General features: G+C 34.1%; 19 protein-coding genes. 18 read left to right on the forward strand and 1 reads right to left on the reverse strand.

Annotation, left to right across the window (positions count from 1 at the left end; translation table 11 throughout):
- The first annotated feature begins 12 nt into the window (after window positions 1–12).
- Entirely contained in the window at window positions 13–1,683 is a 1,671-nt protein-coding gene (locus tag LQ189_RS16090; RefSeq protein WP_230158569.1) for a sodium/sugar symporter, read from the forward strand.
- A 195-nt stretch (window positions 1,684–1,878) separates the two neighbouring features.
- Here LQ189_RS16090 and LQ189_RS16095 read toward each other — a convergent pair whose 3' ends face one another.
- Window positions 1,879–2,223, reverse strand: a complete 345-nt coding sequence (locus LQ189_RS16095; protein ID WP_086453174.1) for a toxin-antitoxin system YwqK family antitoxin — start codon at window positions 2,221–2,223, stop codon at window positions 1,879–1,881.
- Between the two features lie 226 nt (window positions 2,224–2,449).
- Here LQ189_RS16095 and aspS point away from each other — a divergent pair, with 226 nt between their 5' ends.
- From aspS to LQ189_RS16180, 17 genes are all read left to right on the forward strand, one after another.
- A complete protein-coding gene (aspS, locus tag LQ189_RS16100; protein ID WP_230158571.1) occupies window positions 2,450–4,195 on the forward strand; it encodes an aspartate--tRNA ligase in 1,746 nt (581 codons plus the stop codon).
- A 130-nt stretch (window positions 4,196–4,325) separates the two neighbouring features.
- Window positions 4,326–4,520 (forward strand): cold-shock protein, encoded by a 195-nt coding sequence (locus LQ189_RS16105; protein ID WP_007137066.1) that lies wholly within the window; start codon window positions 4,326–4,328, stop codon window positions 4,518–4,520.
- 294 nt (window positions 4,521–4,814) lie between these two features.
- Complete coding sequence (locus LQ189_RS16110; RefSeq protein ID WP_230158573.1) at window positions 4,815–5,180, forward strand: NADH-quinone oxidoreductase subunit A; 366 nt, start codon at window positions 4,815–4,817, stop codon at window positions 5,178–5,180.
- Between the two features lie 127 nt (window positions 5,181–5,307).
- The gene (locus LQ189_RS16115; RefSeq protein WP_086453177.1) at window positions 5,308–5,856 is read left to right on the forward strand and encodes an NADH-quinone oxidoreductase subunit B; all 549 of its coding nucleotides are present in this window, start codon (window positions 5,308–5,310) and stop codon (window positions 5,854–5,856) included.
- Between the two features lie 3 nt (window positions 5,857–5,859).
- Window positions 5,860–6,381: an NADH-quinone oxidoreductase subunit C gene (locus tag LQ189_RS16120; protein ID WP_086453178.1), complete on the forward strand. Its 522-nt coding sequence runs from the start codon at window positions 5,860–5,862 to the stop codon at window positions 6,379–6,381.
- 35 nt (window positions 6,382–6,416) lie between these two features.
- Window positions 6,417–7,655: an NADH-quinone oxidoreductase subunit D gene (locus LQ189_RS16125; RefSeq protein WP_230158574.1), complete on the forward strand. Its 1,239-nt coding sequence runs from the start codon at window positions 6,417–6,419 to the stop codon at window positions 7,653–7,655.
- 81 nt (window positions 7,656–7,736) lie between these two features.
- Entirely contained in the window at window positions 7,737–8,267 is a 531-nt protein-coding gene (locus LQ189_RS16130) for an NAD(P)H-dependent oxidoreductase subunit E (protein ID WP_210790725.1), read from the forward strand.
- A 1-nt stretch (window position 8,268) separates the two neighbouring features.
- Window positions 8,269–9,636, forward strand: coding sequence for an NADH-quinone oxidoreductase subunit NuoF (nuoF, locus tag LQ189_RS16135; protein WP_230158576.1), 1,368 nt, complete (start codon window positions 8,269–8,271; stop codon window positions 9,634–9,636).
- A gap of 69 nt (window positions 9,637–9,705) precedes the next feature.
- Window positions 9,706–10,755 carry a 2Fe-2S iron-sulfur cluster-binding protein gene (locus tag LQ189_RS16140; RefSeq protein ID WP_230158577.1) on the forward strand — a complete coding sequence of 350 codons (1,050 nt, stop codon included), beginning with the start codon at window positions 9,706–9,708 and terminating at the stop codon, window positions 10,753–10,755.
- Window positions 10,748–11,800: an NADH-quinone oxidoreductase subunit NuoH gene (nuoH, locus tag LQ189_RS16145; protein WP_230158578.1), complete on the forward strand. Its 1,053-nt coding sequence runs from the start codon at window positions 10,748–10,750 to the stop codon at window positions 11,798–11,800. The genes LQ189_RS16140 and nuoH overlap by 8 nt, the downstream gene beginning before the upstream one ends.
- 113 nt (window positions 11,801–11,913) lie before the next feature.
- Window positions 11,914–12,459 (forward strand): NADH-quinone oxidoreductase subunit I, encoded by a 546-nt coding sequence (locus LQ189_RS16150; protein WP_158730044.1) that lies wholly within the window; start codon window positions 11,914–11,916, stop codon window positions 12,457–12,459.
- Window positions 12,459–12,971, forward strand: a complete 513-nt coding sequence (locus LQ189_RS16155; protein WP_230158579.1) for an NADH-quinone oxidoreductase subunit J — start codon at window positions 12,459–12,461, stop codon at window positions 12,969–12,971. The genes LQ189_RS16150 and LQ189_RS16155 overlap by 1 nt, the downstream gene beginning before the upstream one ends.
- Window position 12,972: 1 nt before the next feature.
- On the forward strand, window positions 12,973–13,293 hold the full coding sequence (nuoK, locus tag LQ189_RS16160; protein WP_066079401.1) for an NADH-quinone oxidoreductase subunit NuoK: 321 nt from the start codon (window positions 12,973–12,975) through the stop codon (window positions 13,291–13,293).
- Between the two features lie 6 nt (window positions 13,294–13,299).
- Window positions 13,300–15,180 carry an NADH-quinone oxidoreductase subunit L gene (gene nuoL, locus LQ189_RS16165; RefSeq protein WP_230158580.1) on the forward strand — a complete coding sequence of 627 codons (1,881 nt, stop codon included), beginning with the start codon at window positions 13,300–13,302 and terminating at the stop codon, window positions 15,178–15,180.
- Between the two features lie 82 nt (window positions 15,181–15,262).
- Window positions 15,263–16,702 (forward strand): NuoM family protein, encoded by a 1,440-nt coding sequence (locus LQ189_RS16170; RefSeq protein WP_230158581.1) that lies wholly within the window; start codon window positions 15,263–15,265, stop codon window positions 16,700–16,702.
- Between the two features lie 121 nt (window positions 16,703–16,823).
- Entirely contained in the window at window positions 16,824–18,194 is a 1,371-nt protein-coding gene (locus LQ189_RS16175; protein ID WP_230158582.1) for an NADH-quinone oxidoreductase subunit N, read from the forward strand.
- Window positions 18,195–18,343: 149 nt separating this feature from the next.
- Window positions 18,344–19,060: a DsbA family protein gene (locus LQ189_RS16180; protein ID WP_230158584.1), complete on the forward strand. Its 717-nt coding sequence runs from the start codon at window positions 18,344–18,346 to the stop codon at window positions 19,058–19,060.
- Window positions 19,061–19,696 lie beyond the last annotated feature (636 nt).

Here is a 19,696-nt window from a genome sequence, read left to right on the forward strand (position 1 = left end):
AAAATTTAACCCATGCAAACATTAGCCACCCAAGATTATATTGTCTTTTTGTGTTATTTCATCCTGATTGTAGGGTATGGAATTTGGATTTATAAAAAGAAAAAGAAAGAAGAAACCAGCAGTAAGGATTATTTCTTAGCCGAAGGATCCTTGACTTGGTGGGCCATTGGTGCATCATTAATTGCCAGTAATATTAGTGCGGAGCAATTTATAGGAATGAGTGGTAGTGGTTTCAAGATGGGGCTAGCTATTGCAACTTACGAGTGGATGGCGGCTTTTACGTTGATTATTGTTGCTGTTTTCTTTATTCCAGTGTATTTGAAAAACAAAATTTTCACAATGCCTCAGTATTTGAATCAAAGGTATAATAGCAATGTAGCCATGATTATGGCCGTGTTTTGGTTGCTATTATATGTTTTAGTCAATCTTACCTCAATATTGTATTTAGGGGCTCTGGCAATTAGTAGCATTTCTGGTCTTGATATTACTTTGTGTATGATTTTCTTAGCTTTTTTTGCAGTAATGATTACGCTCGGCGGTATGAAGGTAATAGGCTATACTGATGTGATCCAAGTTTTCTTCTTGATATTAGGAGGATTGGTAACGACTTATTTAGCCTTGAATTTAGTTGCCGAAGAGTTTGGTACAACAGGAGTTATTAATGGTTTTAACCTTATGACTACCGAGGCAAACGACCATTTTCATATGATTTTTAAAAAAACGAACCCGAATTATATGGATTTACCAGGTCTGTCTGTTTTGATTGGAGGAATGTTAATCATTAATCTTAATTATTGGGGTTGTAACCAGTATATTACGCAACGTGCATTAGGAGCTGATCTTAAAACGGCTAGAAACGGAATTTTATTTGCTGCATTTTTGAAATTATTAATGCCAATAATTGTAGTATTACCCGGAATAGCAGCCTTTGTATTATATCAAAATGGGCATTTTGGAACCGAAATGCTTCAAGATGGAACCGTAAATCCAGATCGTGCTTATCCAGTGTTGTTAAATTTATTACCAGTAGGTTTAAAAGGGCTTTCTTTTGCTGCACTTACTGCTGCAATTGTAGCTTCGTTAGCTGGAAAAGCGAATAGTATTGCGACTATTTTTACATTAGATATTTACAAAACCAAATTAAACGTTGATGCCGATGAGAAGAAACTTGTTAGCATTGGTAAAAAAGCAATTGTAGTTGCTATGCTTATTGCTGTAGTTGTGGCTCCATTTTTAGGAATTGATAAAAAAGGAGGATTTCAATATATTCAAGAGTATACAGGTTTTGTGAGTCCTGGAGTTTTTGCCATGTTTATTCTTGGTTTCTTCTGGAAGAAAACAACTTCAAATGCGGCTTTGTTTGCAACCATTGGTGGTTTCTTATTGTCGCTTGCTTTCAAATTTATGCCAGCTGTTGTTGATTTGTCATTTTTACATTCAACGGGATTTGCGGTTCCAAATGCAGATGGTATTTTTGAAATTCCTTTTATTGACCGTATGGGATTTGTGTTCTTGATTTGTATCGTTGGCATGTACGCCATAAGCATGTATGAAACTGCGCGCGGAGTTAAAACAAATGGTTTAGAAATAGACCGTACCATGTTTAAAATGTCACCTGGTTTTATAGTTGGGATGTTGGTGGTATTATCTCTGATAGCAGCGTTTTATACTATTTTTTGGTAAGCGATAACCTCCTCTGAATTTTAAAAAGATATCTTCAGAGCAGGGTTTTCATATCTTGATGAGGTTCATTTTGATTAATAAATTAGATCTAATGAACTTTATTTGAAATTACCTTACAATTTGGTACTAATTCTAAATCAAAAAAAAAGCTTTCGAGTAAATCGAAAGCTTTTTTTTAACCTTTATAAAAACGAATTAATTGTTAACTAGGGCGTCTTGTTTCCAAGTTTTAACAGATGCAATTCTACTGTTTGAATATTCAACTTCATTTAGTTTGTTTCCATTCCAAAAAAGCCATTTTCCAATTTTTTCTCCATTTGCATAAGTAGCAACACTTAGTTTGTTTCCGTTTTCGTCAAATGAAGTCCAAATCCCTTCTAATTTTCCGTTTTTGAAAAATCCTTCTTGTTGAACTTTTCCATTTTCAAAGTAGTAAGTTGTTTTTACTAATTCTCCAATGGCTTCTAGTTTTGGATTACTTTCTTGAGCTGATGCGATTCCTGTAAACAGTAATACGGCAAAGATGATATATTTTTTCATGATGTGGGGGTTTTAAAATTCATATTAGCTTAACAAAGATAAAAAGTATTTTACAATAAAAAAACTTTATGTTAACAATTTGGTAACATTGAACTAAAATTTAACATTTGAACTCAAAAGGTTTAAAAATCCTATTGCTAAAAATTCTTATTTCACAATTCATTATTCATAATTAGTCCTAAATTTGCACACAAGTCTAAGGACAAAACAAACTAAAATTTTGAAGATGTATAGAAGTCATAATTGTGGCGAGTTAAATGCCTCGCATACTGGTAATAATGTAACTCTTGCGGGTTGGGTTCAAAAATCACGTGATAAAGGGTTTATGAATTGGGTCGATTTAAGAGACCGTTATGGAATAACACAATTAATTTTTGACGAAAGTCGTACTGAAAAATCTGTTTTTGAATTAGCAAAAACTCTTGGCCGTGAATTTGTAATTCAGGTTAAAGGAACTGTTATTGAGCGTGAAGCTAAGAATAAAAATATCCCTACTGGTGAAATAGAAATTCTTGTAACCGAATTAACAATTCTAAACGCAGCTTTAACTCCTCCTTTCACTATTGAAGATGAAACGGATGGCGGAGAAGACATTCGAATGAAGTACCGTTACTTAGACATCAGACGTAATCCTGTAAAAAACAGCTTACTTTTTCGTCACAAAGTAGCTATGGAAGTGCGTAAGTATCTTTCGGATTTAGATTTTTGTGAGGTGGAAACACCTTATTTAATAAAGTCTACGCCAGAAGGAGCTAGAGATTTTGTAGTGCCTTCTCGTATGAACGAAGGACAGTTTTATGCTTTGCCACAATCTCCGCAAACGTTCAAGCAATTGTTAATGGTGGGTGGTATGGATAAATATTTTCAAATTGTAAAATGTTTCCGTGACGAGGACCTTCGCGCAGATAGACAACCTGAGTTTACACAAATTGATTGTGAGATGGCATTTGTTGAACAAGAAGATATCTTAAATGTTTTTGAAGGATTAACACGTCATTTATTAAAAGAAATAAAAGGTATAGAAGTAGAAAAATTCCCAAGAATTACCTACGATTACGCCATGAAAACATACGGTAACGACAAACCAGACATTCGTTTCGGAATGCAGTTTGGGGAGTTAAACGAAGTAGCGCAGCACAAAGAATTTCCAGTTTTCAATGCAGCTGAATTGGTAGTTGGAATTGCTGCTCCAAATTGTGCAGCTTACACAAGAAAAGAAATAGATGCCTTAATTGACTGGGTTAAGCGTCCGCAAGTTGGTGCATCTGGAATGGTTTATGTAAAGTGTGAAGCTGATGGAACTTTTAAATCATCGGTGGATAAGTTTTATGATCAGGAAGATTTATCGCAGTGGGCCAAAATTACTGACGCAAAACCAGGAGATATGATCTTTGTATTATCAGGTCCAGCAGATAAAACAAGAACACAATTATCAGCTTTGCGTATGGAGCTTGCTACACGTCTTGGATTGCGTAAGCCAGATGAGTTTGCTCCGCTTTGGGTAGTTGATTTTCCTTTGTTAGAATTTGATGAGGAAAGTGGTCGATACCATGCTATGCACCATCCGTTTACATCTCCAAAACCAGAGGATATGCACTTGCTAGAAACTAATCCAGGGCAAGTACGAGCAAATGCTTATGATATGGTTTTGAATGGTAACGAAATTGGTGGTGGATCTATCCGTATCCATGACAAAGCTACACAGCAGTTAATGTTCAAATATTTAGGTTTTACTGAGGAAGAAGCTAAGGCGCAATTTGGTTTCTTAATGGACGCATTTCAGTTTGGTGCACCTCCTCATGGTGGATTGGCTTTTGGTTTAGACAGGCTTGTCGCTATATTAGGTGGACAGGAAACTATACGAGATTTCATCGCATTTCCTAAGAATAATTCGGGAAGAGATGTCATGATTGATGCGCCGTCAGTAATTGATGATTCACAGTTGAAAGAATTACATATTAAATTAGCTTAGCCTTAGGATGTCTTGATATTGTTAGAAAACGTTGAATATCAATATTTTTACAAAATAAAAACATAAGAACGCATTTCGTATTGTATTAAATATTACATTTGCTACATTATAAATTATTATTACAATTACAATGCGTACAGGTACAGTAAAATTTTTCAATGAGTCTAAAGGTTACGGATTCATTACAGACGAAGAAACAGGAAAAGACATTTTCGTTCACGCTTCAGGAATCAACGCGGAAGAATTGCGCGAAGGTGACAGAGTTAGCTATGAAGAAGAAGAAGGAAGAAAAGGAAAAGTTGCTGCGAAAGTAGCAGTGATCTAAGCATAAAAATATTTTTTTTTGCCTACGAAAGTTTAAAAACGTCCCGAGAATATCGGGACGTTTTTTTTATGGGATAAAGTACTAGTAATGAAAATTTCAAGATATAAGGTGTCTACTTTAGTTTTAAATTTTCATCTCAGCTTCCTCAAAAAATAAAAGAACACTCCTTATTTATAATTAATAAAAATTGCAAATTTACAACGATGTAGCTCGCATGTATTTTAAAAAAATTATTGTTATTTAATAATTTGAAAGTTATCTTTGTTGCTTATTCTCATACATAAAAAACATAATATGCAATCAGATCAATTAAATTACATTCCTATTTTAATGCAGTTCCTTTTAGCTGTAGGTTTTGTTGTAGGAACTATTCTAGTTTCTGGAAAATTAGGTCCTAAAAGATCGTCTGAGGTTAAAGATAAAAATTTTGAATGTGGTATAGAATCCGTTGGTAATGCTAGGATTCCGTTTTCAGTTAAATATTTCCTTGTAGCCATACTTTTTGTTTTGTTTGATGTAGAAGTTATTTTCTTGTATCCATGGGCAATCAACTTTAAAGAATTGGGAATGGAAGGAATGGTGAAGATGATCATTTTTATGATGTTGCTTCTAGTTGGTTTTTTCTATATCATAAAAAAGAAAGCCCTAGAGTGGGAATAAAGATTAATTAGGAATTAGAAATAACGAATTGTAAAGATTTCAATTTCTAAAGTATTATAAAAGAATGTTTTTAAAATTTAAATTGTGAACTCATACTTCATAATTCATAATTCATAATTTTACAAAGATGAGTAATTCAAATGTAAGTATGGTTGCCCCTCCAGAAGGTGTTGTTGGTGAAGGGTTTTTTGCTACAAAACTTAATGATGTAGTAGGCTTAGCTAGAGCAAATTCGCTTTGGCCGTTGCCATTTGCTACTTCTTGCTGTGGTATAGAGTTTATGGCAACAATGGCATCGCATTATGATTTAGCACGTTTTGGATCAGAGCGAGTGAGTTTTTCTCCACGTCAAGCTGATATGTTGCTTGTGATGGGAACAATTTCAAAGAAAATGGCTCCTATATTGCGTCAAGTTTATGAACAAATGTCAGAGCCTCGTTGGGTAATTGCAGTTGGAGCTTGTGCATCATCAGGTGGAATTTTTGATACCTATTCTGTTTTACAAGGAATTGATAAAGTAATTCCTGTAGATGTTTATGTTCCTGGATGTCCTCCAAGACCAGAACAAATTGTTGATGGAGTAATGAGATTGCAAGAATTGGTAAAAACAGAATCTGTAAGAAGAAGAAGTTCTCCTGAATACCAAGAATTATTAGCTTCCTATAATATCAAATAAATAATGGCGCTAGAAACGATACAAATACAAGAAAAATTAGTCGAAACTTTTCAAGAGGCTGTTTTTGAATTCAAACAAGAAAAAGATATTTTTTCATTTGAAGTAAATGCTGAAACGATTACAGCCGTTATTTTATTTTTAAAAAACGATCCTACATTACGTTTTCATTTTTTAACTGATTTATGCGGAATCCATTATCCTGATAATGATGAAGATCATCAGTTTGCAGTTGTGTACCATTTGCACAATTGGTACGAAAATAAAAGAATCAGAATCAAAGCATATCTTAACGGCGAGAAACCAGAAATTAAAACGATTTCAAACATTTTTTTAAGTTCTAACTGGATGGAAAGAGAAACTTATGATTTTTACGGAATCAATTTCATAGGACATCCACAGTTGAAACGAATTTTGAATATGGATGAAATGATTTCATTCCCTATGCGAAAAGAGTTTCCAATGGAAGATAGCGGAAGGACAGATAAAGACGATCGTTTCTTTGGAAGAACAACCGATAATTATTAAAAAAGCACACTTTTATAATTTTTCACATTAAATAAATGTCAGAACTATTATTACCACCAGAGCATCGTTATGCCAAAAGAATTGCAGAGCAGTTAAATGAAGATGGTAGCGAACTTTCGATTCTAAATTTAGGTCCTACGCACCCTGCAACACACGGTATTTTTCAAAATATCTTGTTGATGGATGGTGAGCGTATCCTTGAAGCTGAGCCAACAATTGGATACATTCACAGAGCATTTGAAAAAATTGCTGAAAACCGACCTTTTTACCAAATTACTCCATTAACGGATAGAATGAACTACTGTTCATCTCCTATAAATAACATGGGTTGGTGGATGACTCTTGAAAAATTACTCGATATTGAAGTGCCAAAAAGAGCGCAATATTTAAGAGTTATTGTCATGGAATTGGCTAGAATTACCGATCATATTATTTGTAACTCGATCTTAGGAGTTGATACTGGAGCTTATACAGGTTTCTTATATGTTTTTCAATTTAGAGAAAAAGTATATGAAATTTACGAAGAAATTTGTGGTGCTCGTTTGACAACAAATATGGGTCGTATTGGTGGTTTCGAAAGAGATTGGTCTCCAGAAGCTTTTAGAAAATTAGATGTGTTTTTAGAAGAATTTCCAGTTGCTTGGAAAGAGTTCGAAAACCTTTTTGAAAGAAATAGAATTTTTATTGACCGTACCGTTAATGTTGGTGCGATCACTGCAGAACAAGCAATGGCTTATGGTTTTACAGGTCCTAACTTGCGTGCAGCTGGTGTAGATTATGATGTACGTGTTGCACAACCTTATTCTTCTTACGAAGACTTTGATTTCATCGTTCCAGTAGGGAAATCAGGTGATACTTACGATCGTTTTTGTGTTCGTAATGCCGAGGTTTGGGAGAGTTTAAGCATTATTCGTCAAGCCTTGGATAAAATGCCAGCCGGAAACGAATACCATGCTGATGTACCAGATTATTACTTGCCTCCAAAAGAAGATGTATATAACAACATGGAATCTTTAATCTATCACTTTAAGATTGTTATGGGTGAGGTTCCAGTACCAGTAGCCGAAATTTACCACCCTGTTGAAGGAGGAAATGGCGAAGTTGGTTTTTATTTGGTAACTGACGGAAGTAGAACTCCATACCGTTTGCATTTCCGTAGACCTTGTTTTATTTACTACCAAGCGTATCCAGAAATGATTAAAGGTTCGTTACTATCTGATGCGATTGTTATTTTGTCGAGTTTAAATGTAATTGCGGGAGAGTTAGACGCATAGTGAAATTATAAATGATGAATTTTAAATTATAAAGTATTCAAAACATTTAAAGTTTATAATTCAAAATTTAAAATATTTAAAATGGAAAGAACACAGTACAAACAAGAAATAAATATGACTGAAGCCTTGATGACTCGCATCAACGAGCTAATAAGTCATTATCCAGAGGGCAAACAAAAATCAGCTTTACTTCCTGTTTTGCATGAAGTTCAAGATGCTCACAATGATTGGTTGAGTATTGAATTGCAAGACAAGGTTGCTGAAATTCTTTCGATAAAACCGGTTGAGGTGTATGAAGTGGTTTCATTTTATACGATGTTCAATCGTCGACCAGTTGGTAAATACATGTTTGAATTTTGCCAAACATCACCTTGTTGTTTGAATGGAGTAGAGGACTTAATGGATTACACTTGCGAAAAATTAGGTGTAAAGGTAGGAGAGCCTACAGCAGACGGTTTATTCGAAGTTCGAGGAGTTGAGTGTTTAGGTGCTTGTGGATATGCTCCAATGATGCAGTTGGGTGATTTTTACAAGGAACATTTGACTAAAGAAAAAGTAGATCAGTTAATTGATGATTGCAAAAACAATACAATAATTCTACACGATAAATAATATGTCACAGAAAATATTATTAGATAAAGTAAATATTCCGGGAATTAAAACTTATGAGGTATACCGCGCTAATGGTGGTTATGCTTCTGTAGAAAAAGCTTTAAAAACCTTGACACCTGACGAAGTAGTAGAAGAAGTAAAGACTTCAGGATTGCGTGGTCGTGGTGGAGCAGGGTTTCCTGCAGGGATGAAGTGGAGTTTTATCGACAAAAAATCGGGTAAGCCAAGGCACTTGGTTTGTAATGCAGATGAGTCGGAGCCAGGTACTTTTAAAGATCGTTATTTGATGGAGTACATTCCGCACTTATTGATTGAAGGAATGATTACCTCAAGTTATGCTCTTGGTGCAAATTTATCGTATATCTACATTCGTGGAGAGTACATGTGGGTGTATAAAATTTTAGAACGCGCCATTGCTGAGGCGAAAGCTGCAGGTTGGTTGGGTAAAAATATATTAGGTACCGGATACGATTTGGATTTGTACGTTCAAATTGGTGGTGGTGCTTATATTTGTGGAGAAGAGACTGCCCTTATTGAGTCGTTAGAAGGAAAAAGAGGAAACCCAAGAATCAAGCCGCCATTTCCTGCGGTATCTGGTTTATGGGCTAATCCGACGGTAGTGAATAATGTTGAAACCATTGCGGCTGTGCCATGGATTGTAAACAATTCAGGTGCTGATTATGCTAAAATTGGTATTGGTAGATCTACGGGAACTAAATTAATTTCTGCTTCAGGAAATATTAAAAATCCTGGTGTTTATGAAATTGATTTAGGATTGAGTGTTTATGAATTCATGAACTCAGATGAATATTTGGGTGGTATGAGTTCTGACAGACCATTGAAAGCTTTCGTACCAGGAGGAAGTTCTGTGCCAATTTTGCCAGCAAATTTAATTTACAAAACAGCAAATGGCGAGGATCGTTTGATGACTTATGAGTCTTTGAGTGATGGTGGTTTTGCTACAGGATCGATGTTGGGTTCAGGAGGTTTTATCGTTTATGATGATACAGCTTGTATCGTTCGTAATACTTGGAATTTCTCTCGTTTTTATCACCATGAAAGTTGTGGGCAATGTTCACCATGTCGTGAAGGTACGGGTTGGTTAGAAAAAGTATTGCATCGTATTGAAAACGGACACGGACGCGAAGAGGATATCGAATTGTTGTTGAGTATTCAAAGTAAAATTGAAGGAAACACTATTTGTCCTTTAGGTGACGCTGCTTCATGGCCAGTAGCTGCTGCGATTCGTCACTTTAGAGATGAATTTGAATTCCACATTCGTTTCCCAGAAAAAATCAAAAATAGAAATCATTTTGTTGCCGAGCCTTTTGAACAAGTAAAGCACCTAGTAGCAAAGCAAACAGTATAAAACGTTTCAGGTTTCAAATTCAGGACAATTCCTGAAATATGAAACTTTAAACTTGAAACTAATAAAGAAATGAAAGTAACAATAGACGGACAGTCAATAGAAGTAGAACCAGGAACAACTATCCTGCAAGCAGCACGTATGATAGGTGGTGAGGTAGTACCGCCAGCGATGTGTTATTATTCTAAACTAAAAGGAAGCGGTGGAAAATGCCGTTGTTGTTTAGTTGAAGTTGCCAAAGGTAGCGATGCAGACCCTAGACCTATGCCAAAATTAATGGCATCATGTGTTACAGGTTGCATGGACGGAATGGAAGTGAACAGTAAGTCATCACCAAGAGTTCAAGAAGCTAGAAAATCGGTAACTGAGTTTTTATTGATCAATCACCCTTTAGATTGCCCAGTTTGTGATCAGGCTGGTGAATGTGATTTGCAAAACTTAAGCTTTGAGCACGGAAAGTCTGAAACTCGTTTTATTGAAGAGAAAAGAACTTTTGAGCCAGAAGATATTGGTCCGAACATTCAGTTACACATGAACCGTTGCATTCTATGTTACCGTTGTGTAATGGTAGCTGATCAGTTGACAGATGAGCGCGTGCACGGAGTTATGGATAGAGGAGACCACTCGAATATTTCAACTTGTATTTCAAAAGCAATTGATAATGAGTTTTCAGGTAACATGATTGATGTGTGTCCTGTTGGAGCATTAACTGATAAAACATTTAGATTCAAATCAAGAGTTTGGTTTAGTAAACCGTATAACGCACACAGAGATTGTCCTACTTGTTCAGGTAGAACTACTGTTTGGATGTTTGGTGACGAGATTCAGCGTGTAACAGGTCGTAAAGATGAGTACCACGAAGTTGATGAGTTCATTTGTAACGGTTGTCGTTTTGACCATAAAGATGTAGCTGATTGGACTATTGAAGGACCAAGAGCTTTTGAAAAAGATTCTGTTATCAACGTGAACAAATACAACAGAAAGTTAGAAAAAGTGCAAATTGCAACCGAAGAGAACATTTTGTTGGGTAGAGCGGTTGACCGTAAAAAAATCAGTATGGCTGAAATTCCATTGACACAAGAAGATATTATGAATCAAAAAAGCTTGGGTAATAATGGATAGCGTATTTATTATAGAAAAAAGTGTTGTTATACTTGTTGTTTTTGCTTTAACAATGTTAATGGCCATGTACTCAACATGGGCAGAGCGTAAAGTAGCTGCTTGGCTTCAAGACCGTGTAGGGCCGAATAGAGCTGGGCCTTTTGGTCTTTTTCAGCCACTTGCAGATGGTTTAAAATTATTTTCAAAGGAAGAATTTGAGCCTAATACTCCCAACCGATTTTTGTTTTTTGTAGGTCCAGCAATTGCCATGAGTACTGCTTTAATGACCAGTGCGGTAATTCCATGGGGAGATAGATTGCATTTATTTGGTAGAAATATATTACTTCAAGCAACTGATTTGAATATTGGGTTGTTATACTTTTTTGGAGTAGTATCTGTGGGCGTTTACGGAATCATGATTGGTGGATGGGCCTCTAACAACAAGTTCTCTTTGATGGGAGCTGTTCGTGCTGCATCACAAATGGTATCTTATGAAGTAGCCATGGGACTTTCTATGATTGCTTTATTAATGATGACAGGTACTTTAAGTTTAAGAGAAATATCTGCGCAACAAGCAGGAATGAACTGGAATGTATTTTACCAGCCTTTATCATTTGTTATTTTCTTGATTTGTGCTTTTGCTGAAACAAACAGAACTCCTTTTGACTTAGCAGAATGTGAAAGTGAACTTATTGGGGGTTATCACACGGAGTATTCCTCGATGAAAATGGGTTTTTATTTATTTGCAGAATATGCTAATATGTTCATTTCTTCGACTATTTTAGCGGTCTTGTTTTTTGGAGGGTACAACTATCCAGGAATGAGTTGGGTTGTGGAGAATTGGGGTGTAAATATTGGAAATATACTAGGTTTTGCTGCATTATTTGTAAAACTATGTGGTTTTATCTTTTTCTACATGTGGGTAAGATGGACTATTCCAAGATTTAGATACGATCAATTAATGAATTTAGGATGGAGAATATTAATTCCGCTATCGATCATTAATATTATGATTACCGGAATTGTAATTTTGAGAGCAGATATTGCTGCTTATTTAGGATTTTAATTAGTACCGAAAAGCCCTAGCCCTGATAGTAGTGGAAATCCTTTTTGTTTTTTCTTTAAAAACAAAAAAAGATTGAAACGAATAGCAGGATTAGCTTCAAATAAAAATAAAAAATGTCAATAGAAAGTATATCCTTATCGGGAAGAAAAAAGTTAGTCTCTAACAAAGAGATGACTTTTTGGGAAAGAATGTATCTTGTAGCGATTATCAAGGGATTGATAATTACAATCCAGCATTTATTTACTAGAAAAGTTACCATTCAGTACCCTGAGCAAGTACGAAAAATGAGTCCGGTGTATCGTGGACAGCACATGTTGAAACGAGATGAGGAAGGTAGAGAAAATTGTACAGCATGTGGTTTGTGTGCTCTTTCTTGTCCTGCTGAAGCCATCACGATGAAAGCTGAGGAAAGAAAAGCGGATGAAAAACACTTATACCGTGAGGAAAAATATGCTTCGATATATGAAATCAATATGTTGCGTTGCATTTTTTGCGGGTTGTGCGAAGAGGCTTGTCCGAAAGACGCAATTTACCTAACCACATCTAAAGTTCTTGTTCCAGCTAGTTATGAGAGAGAAGATTTTATCTTTGGTAAAGATAAACTAGTGATGCCGCTTGAAATGGCAATTCAAAATGCTCAACTAAAAAACGCTAACTAATGTCTACAATACTTATAATTTTTTGTGTATTGGCTGCTATCACTTTAGCAACTGCTTTTTTAACCATCTTTAGTAGAAACCCAATTCACAGTGCTATTTATTTAGTGATTTGTTTCTTTTCTATTGCAGGTCATTATTTTTTATTAAACTCGCAATTCTTGGCCATAGTACATGTGATTGTATACTCTGGAGCGATCATGATTTTGTTTTTGTTTACGATCATGTTGATGAATCTGAACGAGGAAAAAGAAGTTCACCGACCGAGAATTACACGATTGGGAGCGATAGTTTCTTTTTGTTTGATTTGTTTAGTATTGATTGCGATTTTTATCAATTCAAAACCTATTGTAGGGGAGTATGTGACTACGGGTGAAGATTATCAATCTATAAAAGTATTGGGTAAAATACTCTTGAATGAATATATGGTTCCGTTTGAATTTGCTTCTATATTACTATTGGTTGCGATGATAGGAACTGTGTTATTGTCTAAAAAAGAAAAATTGCAAAAATAAAATGAATAATATTTTAAACCACATTGGTATAGAAAACTATATTTTCCTGAGCGTAATACTTTTTTGTATTGGTGTTTTTGGAGTTTTGTACAGACGAAATGCTATCATTGTATTTATGTCAATTGAAATTATGTTGAATGCCGTTAACTTGTTATTTGTAGCTTTTTCAACGTACCATCAAGATGCGCAAGGACAGGTTTTTGTTTTTTTCTCTATGGCAGTTGCTGCAGCAGAAGTAGCGGTAGGATTGGCCATTCTAGTTTCTATTTTTAGAAATTTAGGTTCGATTACAATTGATAATTTAAAAAACTTAAAAGGATAAATGGAAATGAATACCAATATAGCTTTAGTTTTAGTTCTCGCTCCTTTTTTAGGATTTTTAATTAATGTTTTCTTTGGCAAAAGCCTAGGTAAAACAGTTTCAGGAATTGTAGGTACGCTTGCAGTCTTCATTTCTTTTATTGCTGCTTGTTTTTTCTTTGGTGCAAATGCTGCGCAGCCAAATGGTTTTCGAATTTCACTTTTTGATTGGATTCAAATCAGTAATTTCAAAGTAGATTTTGGATTTTTATTAGATCAACTTTCTATTTTATGGTTGCTGTTTGTAACTGGAATTGGATCATTGATTCATTTGTATTCTATCAGTTACATGCACGATGATGAGAATATGCACAAGTTCTTTGCCTATTTGAATTTGTTTGTATTTTTTATGATCACACTGGTTGTAGGAAGTAATTTATTAGTAATGTTCATCGGTTGGGAAGGCGTAGGTCTTTGTTCGTATTTATTAATTGGTTTTTGGTATAGAAACCAAGAATATAATGATGCGGCTAAGAAAGCTTTTATCATGAATCGTATTGGTGATTTAGGTTTATTGATAGGTATATTCATTGTAGGTAATTTATTTTCGACACTAGATTATACCACATTAAAAACGGCAATTGCTGGAGCGACAAATCTTGATTTTTATTGGTTAACAGTAGCAGGTTTTGCTTTGTTTATTGGTGCTTGCGGTAAATCGGCACAAATACCTTTATATACGTGGTTGCCAGATGCAATGGCAGGACCAACACCAGTTTCAGCATTAATACATGCTGCTACCATGGTAACTGCTGGTATATTCATGATTACAAGATTGAATTTTGTATTTGATTTATTGCCAGAAGTACAACATGTTATTGCTATAGTAGGTGCTGCAACAGCTCTTGTTGCTGCAACTATCGGTTTAGTTCAAAACGATATCAAAAAAGTTCTGGCTTATTCTACAGTTTCGCAGTTAGGTTTGATGTTTTTAGCATTAGGTTTAGGAGCTTATGAAGTGGCTGTTTTTCACGTAATCACGCACGCTTTTTTCAAGGCTTGTTTGTTCTTAGGTTCAGGATCAGTTATTCATGCTTTGCACGGAGAACAAGACATGCGTAATATGGGTGGGTTGAAAAAAGCTATGCCTATTACTTTTGTAACCATGTTAATTGCTTCTTTAGCAATTTCTGGAGTTCCATTATTCTCAGGTTTTTTCTCGAAAGACGAAATTTTATTAGTTGCGTTTCATCATAATATTCCGTTATGGGTTGTGGCTTCTATTGCATCTATAATGACTGCTTTTTATATGTTCCGTTTGATGTTTTTGACATTTTACAATGATTTCAGAGGAACTGCTGAGCAAAAACAGCATCTGCATGAAAGTCCTTCATTAATTACTGCACCTTTAATTATTTTAGCAATTTTAGCTACAATAGGTGGTGTGATTAGTTTACCTGGAAACAGTTGGTTGAATCATTATTTGATTCCAATTTTACCGAAATTAGCTACTGCAGAACATCATCTTGGAACTACAGAATACATTTTAATGGCAATTGCTGTTGTTGGTGGATTAGTAGGAATAGGAATCGCTTACAGTAAATATATCAAACAAAATACGGTTCCTACTTCAGATGAAAGTATCACCGGATTTGCAAAAGTACTTTACAATAAATATTATGTGGATGAAGGATATGATTTCTTATTCGTTAAACCAATTAATGTATTGTCTCGCTTTTTTAGAGATACTGTAGAAACGGGATTATCAGCCATTGTTTTCGGCTTTGGCAAAGTATCAAATGAAATAAGTTATCAAGGTAAAAAAATTCATAGCGGAAGTATTGGATTATATCTTTTCGTTTTTGTATTAGGATTGTGTGCTATAGTATCCTACTTGTTTCTGGTTTAGTGTTAGATTATAAATTTCAGTAATATTAAATATCTTTTGAAAGTCATGATGAGTGGCTTTTGAAATCATTAAAAATTTTCAAATGAACGTATCTCTAATTTTAATTATACTTTTGATTGGTGTCTTTGCAACCTTATTAGTTGGTAATAAGTTAGCTTCAAAAGTAGCTTTGTTTTTTGGGTTAGTTTCAGCTGTAGCTTCCTTTATGTTGCTCAATCATTATAATGCTGGTGTAAATATTAATTTTATAAGTCCATGGATTAGTAAGCCAGCGGTTTCTTTCGCTTTAACTGCAGATGGATTGTCTTTAGTGATGTTATTATTAACTACTATTTTGACACCCATTATTATTTTTTCATCATTTGGAAATCAATATCAAAACTCGAAATCTTTTTATGCATTGGTCTTGTTTATGTCCTTTGCTATGGTGGGTACCTTTTTAGCTTCAGACGGATTGGTTTATTATATCTTTTGGGAATTAGCGTTAGTGCCTATTTATTTTATAGCTCTTATTTGGGGTAACGGTAATGCTGACGAACGTAAAAAAGCTGTTGTAAAGTTTTTCATTTATACATTAGCAGGATCTTTGTTTATGTTAGTGGCTTTTGTGTATTTGTACCAAAAAGCTGGTAGTTTTTTAATTCAAGATCTTTATGCTTTAAATTTATCGAGTTCAGAGCAATTTTGGATTTTTCTAGCCTTCTTCTTGGCTTATGCTATAAAAATTCCTTTAATACCTTTCCATACTTGGCAATCTAATGTGTATCAAAAAGCTCCAACTGTAGGAACCATGCTTTTGTCAGGTATTATGTTGAAAATGGGTTTGTATAGCGTGATCCGTTGGCAATTGCCTTTAGCACCAGTAACGGCTCATGAGTATAAATATTTACTTATTGGTATAGGGCTTGTAGGAGTTGTTTATGGTTCAATTGTAGCCTTAAAACAAAGAGATTTAAAAAAATTATTAGCTTATTCCTCTTTGGCACACGTTGGTTTGATCGCTTCTGGTACTTATGCTCTGAACCTTGATGGTTTTAGAGGTGCAGTTTTACAAATGATTGCTCACGGGTTTGTTGTGGTAGGTTTGTTTTTTGTAGCTGAAATCATTTCTAGAAGATATGAAACAAGAGTAATTTCAGAAATGGGAGGTATTCGTGCACAAGCGCCAAAATTTACTTCTTTGTTTTTAATTTTAGTTTTAGCATCAGTGGCTTTGCCTACTACGTTTAACTTTATAGGTGAGTTCACAGTTTTATATAGTTTGTCAACAGTAAATATTTGGTTTGCAGTTGTAGGTGGTACTACAATTATATTAGGTGCTTACTACATGTTAAAAATGTTTCAGCACGTTATGTTGGGTGAAACAAACTCTAAAGTTTTTACAGATGTTACTGCAAGTGAGACCATATCGTTGTTAATCATAGTTGGTGTTTTATTCTTTTTTGGGATGTATCCAAAACCAATTAATGATTTGATAACACCAGCATTAGAGCAAATTCTTTTGTTAACGCAAAGGTATTAGTACGCAAGAAGCATAACATTTTAGATCAAAATAAAAGAAATACAAATTAATTAGGTTTATAGATTTTAACATTAGTTTTTTTTCATTCTATTGTGTAAATCCTAAATCAAACAATCAACAAATGAATACATTAATAGCTATAATAGGATTAGGTGTTTTATGCCTTTTGTTCGAAATTTTTAACCTTAGAAAAGCAATTGTACCAATTTCTATATTGGGTTTATTAGCAGTTTTGGGCTTAACAGTTTCTGAGTTTAATACAGCCGAAATTTATTACAACAATATGATTGCAGTAAGTACATTCTCATCTGCGTTTTCATGTTTGTTTATTGTTTTAACAATTTTTTTAATTGCCTTAGGTCATAATTTTTATGAAAATCACCAATCTAAAATTTCTGATTTTATTGCTATTAAAATATTTTTATTAGCTGGTGCTGTAGCTATGGTATCCTTTGGAAATTTAGCAATGTTCTTTTTAGGAATTGAGGTTTTATCAATTGCACTTTATATTCTAGCTGCTAGTGATCGAATGAATTTAAAAAGTAATGAAGCTGGAATGAAGTATTTCTTGATGGGATCTTTTGCCTCTGGGATTATTCTTTTTGGAATTTGTTTAATTTATGGCGCAATGGGTAGTTTTGATGTTATTGAAATTTCTGAGCTTTCTCGTTCTGCTGAATTGCCAGTTTGGTTTCCAATAGGGATTGTTTTGTTAACTATCGGAATGCTATTTAAAGTGGCAGCTGTGCCATTTCATTTTTGGGCACCTGATGTTTATGAGGGTTCACCAGCATTAACTACTGCCTTAATGAGTACCTTAGCAAAGGTTGTGGCTATGGCTACTTTGTATAAATTACTTTCTGTTATGAATGCTGACATGACTGAGTCATTCAAAATGATTGTGGTTGTGATTTCAATGGCGTCTATGACTGTGGGGAACATTATGGCTTTAAGGCAAACAAACGTTAAGCGTATGCTTGCTTTTTCGGGAATATCTCATGCAGGTTTTATGTTAATGACCTTGTTAAGTCTTTCTACTTCTGCAGGTAGCTTGTTGTATTATGCCTCAGCATATTCTCTTGCCGGAATGGCTGCTTTTAGTGTGTTGCTATATGTTTGTAAAAATAGAGACAATGAAGATATCGTGAATTTTCACGGACTTGGTAAAACAAATCCAATACTTGCGGCCATCTTAACTGCATCTTTATTATCTATGGCGGGAATCCCTATTTTTGCAGGTTTCTTTGCAAAATTAGTGTTGTTTAGTGAAACTATTCAAGCCGGTTTCATGGCGCTAGTTATTGTAGCGGTGGTCAACTCTATTATAAGTGTGGGTTATTATTTTAAATTAATTTTAGCCATGTATACAAAAGATGCCAATGAAGAGCGCAAAGGTACACCAGTAATTATTTATGCTGTGGCAGTTATTGCTATTGTGTTGAATATTGCTCTAGGTTTATTTCCATCCTTCGTATTAGATATATTGGCTTAAGCCAAATTTACATATTCTAAAACAGAACCATCAAGAGTAATTTTGATGGTTTTTTTTATGAATGCCTTAACGTAAGCTTTGATTTTGTAGCAGACTAATTTTGTACATTTGTACATACAAGTTAATTTAAATTGTTTTGAGATTTCATTATGGAAAATAAGCTAAAAATTCAGATCTGGTCGGATATTATGTGTCCGTTTTGTTACATTGGAAAAAGAAGAATAGAAGGTGCTTTGCAGAATTTCAAGTACAAAGATGCTGTTGAAATAGAGTGGAAAAGTTTTCAGCTAGACCCAAATTTTGTAGCTTCTCCTAATGATAATTTAGTAGAACATTTAGCTGAAAAATATAGAAAAGATGAAGTTTGGGCTCAAGACATGCTGGATAGTATGACGCAAAATGCCAAAAATTCAGGATTGGATTTTCATTTTGAAAAAGCAATCATGGCAAATTCTCAGCATGCACATCGGTTATTGCATTTAGCCAAAAAGTTCAATTGTGCTGATGATTTAAAAGAGTTGTTGTTCAAAGCATATTTGACAGACGGATTAGATATTAATGAATTTACTGTTTTAAAAAATATAGCTTTACAAGTAGGACTCAACGTAGAAGAAGTAGACGAGGTATTACACTCAAATGCTTTTGCTGATGAAGTGCAAAAAGACATGCTGGAGGCTCAAAATATAGGTGTTCAAGGAGTCCCTTTTTTTGTTTTTGATGCAAAGTATGCCATATCTGGTGCACAACACGAAGAAACTTTTTTGAATACGTTAAATAAGGTATGGGAGGAAGGTTCTTTTGATTCAAAAGTTACTCTTTTAAACACTACTGATGGGGACTGTTGTGGTGTTGATGGCTGTGATTAAAATTATTTATTACCAATATTTCTTAGACTGTCTTTAATGACGGTCTTTTTTTTTGATCCATTTTAATTGCTGTTAGTAGTAAGTATTGATAAAATTTAATTCTACAAAATAGGAATTTGTTTTGTTTGAATGAATTTAGTTTTTATTGGTTATTATATACAAGATTATTTTAAGTATTTAGTTTTGGTATAGATTTCTTTTCATCTACACTTTTGCGTCATTCATCGTTTTAGAATATTTTTTTTTTGAATTAAATTTTAAATTTATAAAGAGTTTTTTTAGGCTTTTCATTAGCGTAGGATTTCTTCAGTGGAATAGTTATGGCTCCATATTTTTGGTTTTTTTTATATTAATTCATGTATTTAGAGATCCATTTTTTTATTGATCAGTGTTGATTATCTATTAAAATTGCTTTTAATCTACTTTTTATCATGTGATTAGTTAATTTTTAAAATATATTTTAGTTTTATAGCTTTAATTAAACCTGTTAACAAGATTTTAACTTATATTTGTTAGTGTATGCATTTGAGTTGTAGACAGTATTTAGAATTTTAACTGAAATCAATTTTGTTATGACTGCGTTTAACGCTGTATAAAAGATTTTGAATTGGGTTTTTATTATTGCTTTAGCTAAGT

Origin of the sequence: Flavobacterium sp. CECT 9288, assembly GCF_918731615.1 — a bacterium.
Classification (GTDB): domain Bacteria; phylum Bacteroidota; class Bacteroidia; order Flavobacteriales; family Flavobacteriaceae; genus Flavobacterium.

Bases quoted from the DNA above. Each gene is read 5' to 3' on its own strand.
- LQ189_RS16090 (WP_230158569.1), top strand. From the start codon at position 13: ATGCAAACATTAGCCACCCAAGATTATATTGTCTTTTTGTGTTATTTC.
- LQ189_RS16095 (WP_086453174.1), bottom strand. From the start codon at position 2,223: ATGAAAAAATATATCATCTTTGCCGTATTACTGTTTACAGGAATCGCA.
- aspS (WP_230158571.1), top strand. From the start codon at position 2,450: ATGTATAGAAGTCATAATTGTGGCGAGTTAAATGCCTCGCATACTGGT.
- LQ189_RS16105 (WP_007137066.1), top strand. From the start codon at position 4,326: ATGCGTACAGGTACAGTAAAATTTTTCAATGAGTCTAAAGGTTACGGA.
- LQ189_RS16110 (WP_230158573.1), top strand. From the start codon at position 4,815: ATGCAATCAGATCAATTAAATTACATTCCTATTTTAATGCAGTTCCTT.
- LQ189_RS16115 (WP_086453177.1), top strand. From the start codon at position 5,308: ATGAGTAATTCAAATGTAAGTATGGTTGCCCCTCCAGAAGGTGTTGTT.
- LQ189_RS16120 (WP_086453178.1), top strand. From the start codon at position 5,860: ATGGCGCTAGAAACGATACAAATACAAGAAAAATTAGTCGAAACTTTT.
- LQ189_RS16125 (WP_230158574.1), top strand. From the start codon at position 6,417: ATGTCAGAACTATTATTACCACCAGAGCATCGTTATGCCAAAAGAATT.
- LQ189_RS16130 (WP_210790725.1), top strand. From the start codon at position 7,737: ATGGAAAGAACACAGTACAAACAAGAAATAAATATGACTGAAGCCTTG.
- nuoF (WP_230158576.1), top strand. From the start codon at position 8,269: ATGTCACAGAAAATATTATTAGATAAAGTAAATATTCCGGGAATTAAA.
- LQ189_RS16140 (WP_230158577.1), top strand. From the start codon at position 9,706: ATGAAAGTAACAATAGACGGACAGTCAATAGAAGTAGAACCAGGAACA.
- nuoH (WP_230158578.1), top strand. From the start codon at position 10,748: ATGGATAGCGTATTTATTATAGAAAAAAGTGTTGTTATACTTGTTGTT.
- LQ189_RS16150 (WP_158730044.1), top strand. From the start codon at position 11,914: ATGTCAATAGAAAGTATATCCTTATCGGGAAGAAAAAAGTTAGTCTCT.
- LQ189_RS16155 (WP_230158579.1), top strand. From the start codon at position 12,459: ATGTCTACAATACTTATAATTTTTTGTGTATTGGCTGCTATCACTTTA.
- nuoK (WP_066079401.1), top strand. From the start codon at position 12,973: ATGAATAATATTTTAAACCACATTGGTATAGAAAACTATATTTTCCTG.
- nuoL (WP_230158580.1), top strand. From the start codon at position 13,300: ATGAATACCAATATAGCTTTAGTTTTAGTTCTCGCTCCTTTTTTAGGA.
- LQ189_RS16170 (WP_230158581.1), top strand. From the start codon at position 15,263: ATGAACGTATCTCTAATTTTAATTATACTTTTGATTGGTGTCTTTGCA.
- LQ189_RS16175 (WP_230158582.1), top strand. From the start codon at position 16,824: ATGAATACATTAATAGCTATAATAGGATTAGGTGTTTTATGCCTTTTG.
- LQ189_RS16180 (WP_230158584.1), top strand. From the start codon at position 18,344: ATGGAAAATAAGCTAAAAATTCAGATCTGGTCGGATATTATGTGTCCG.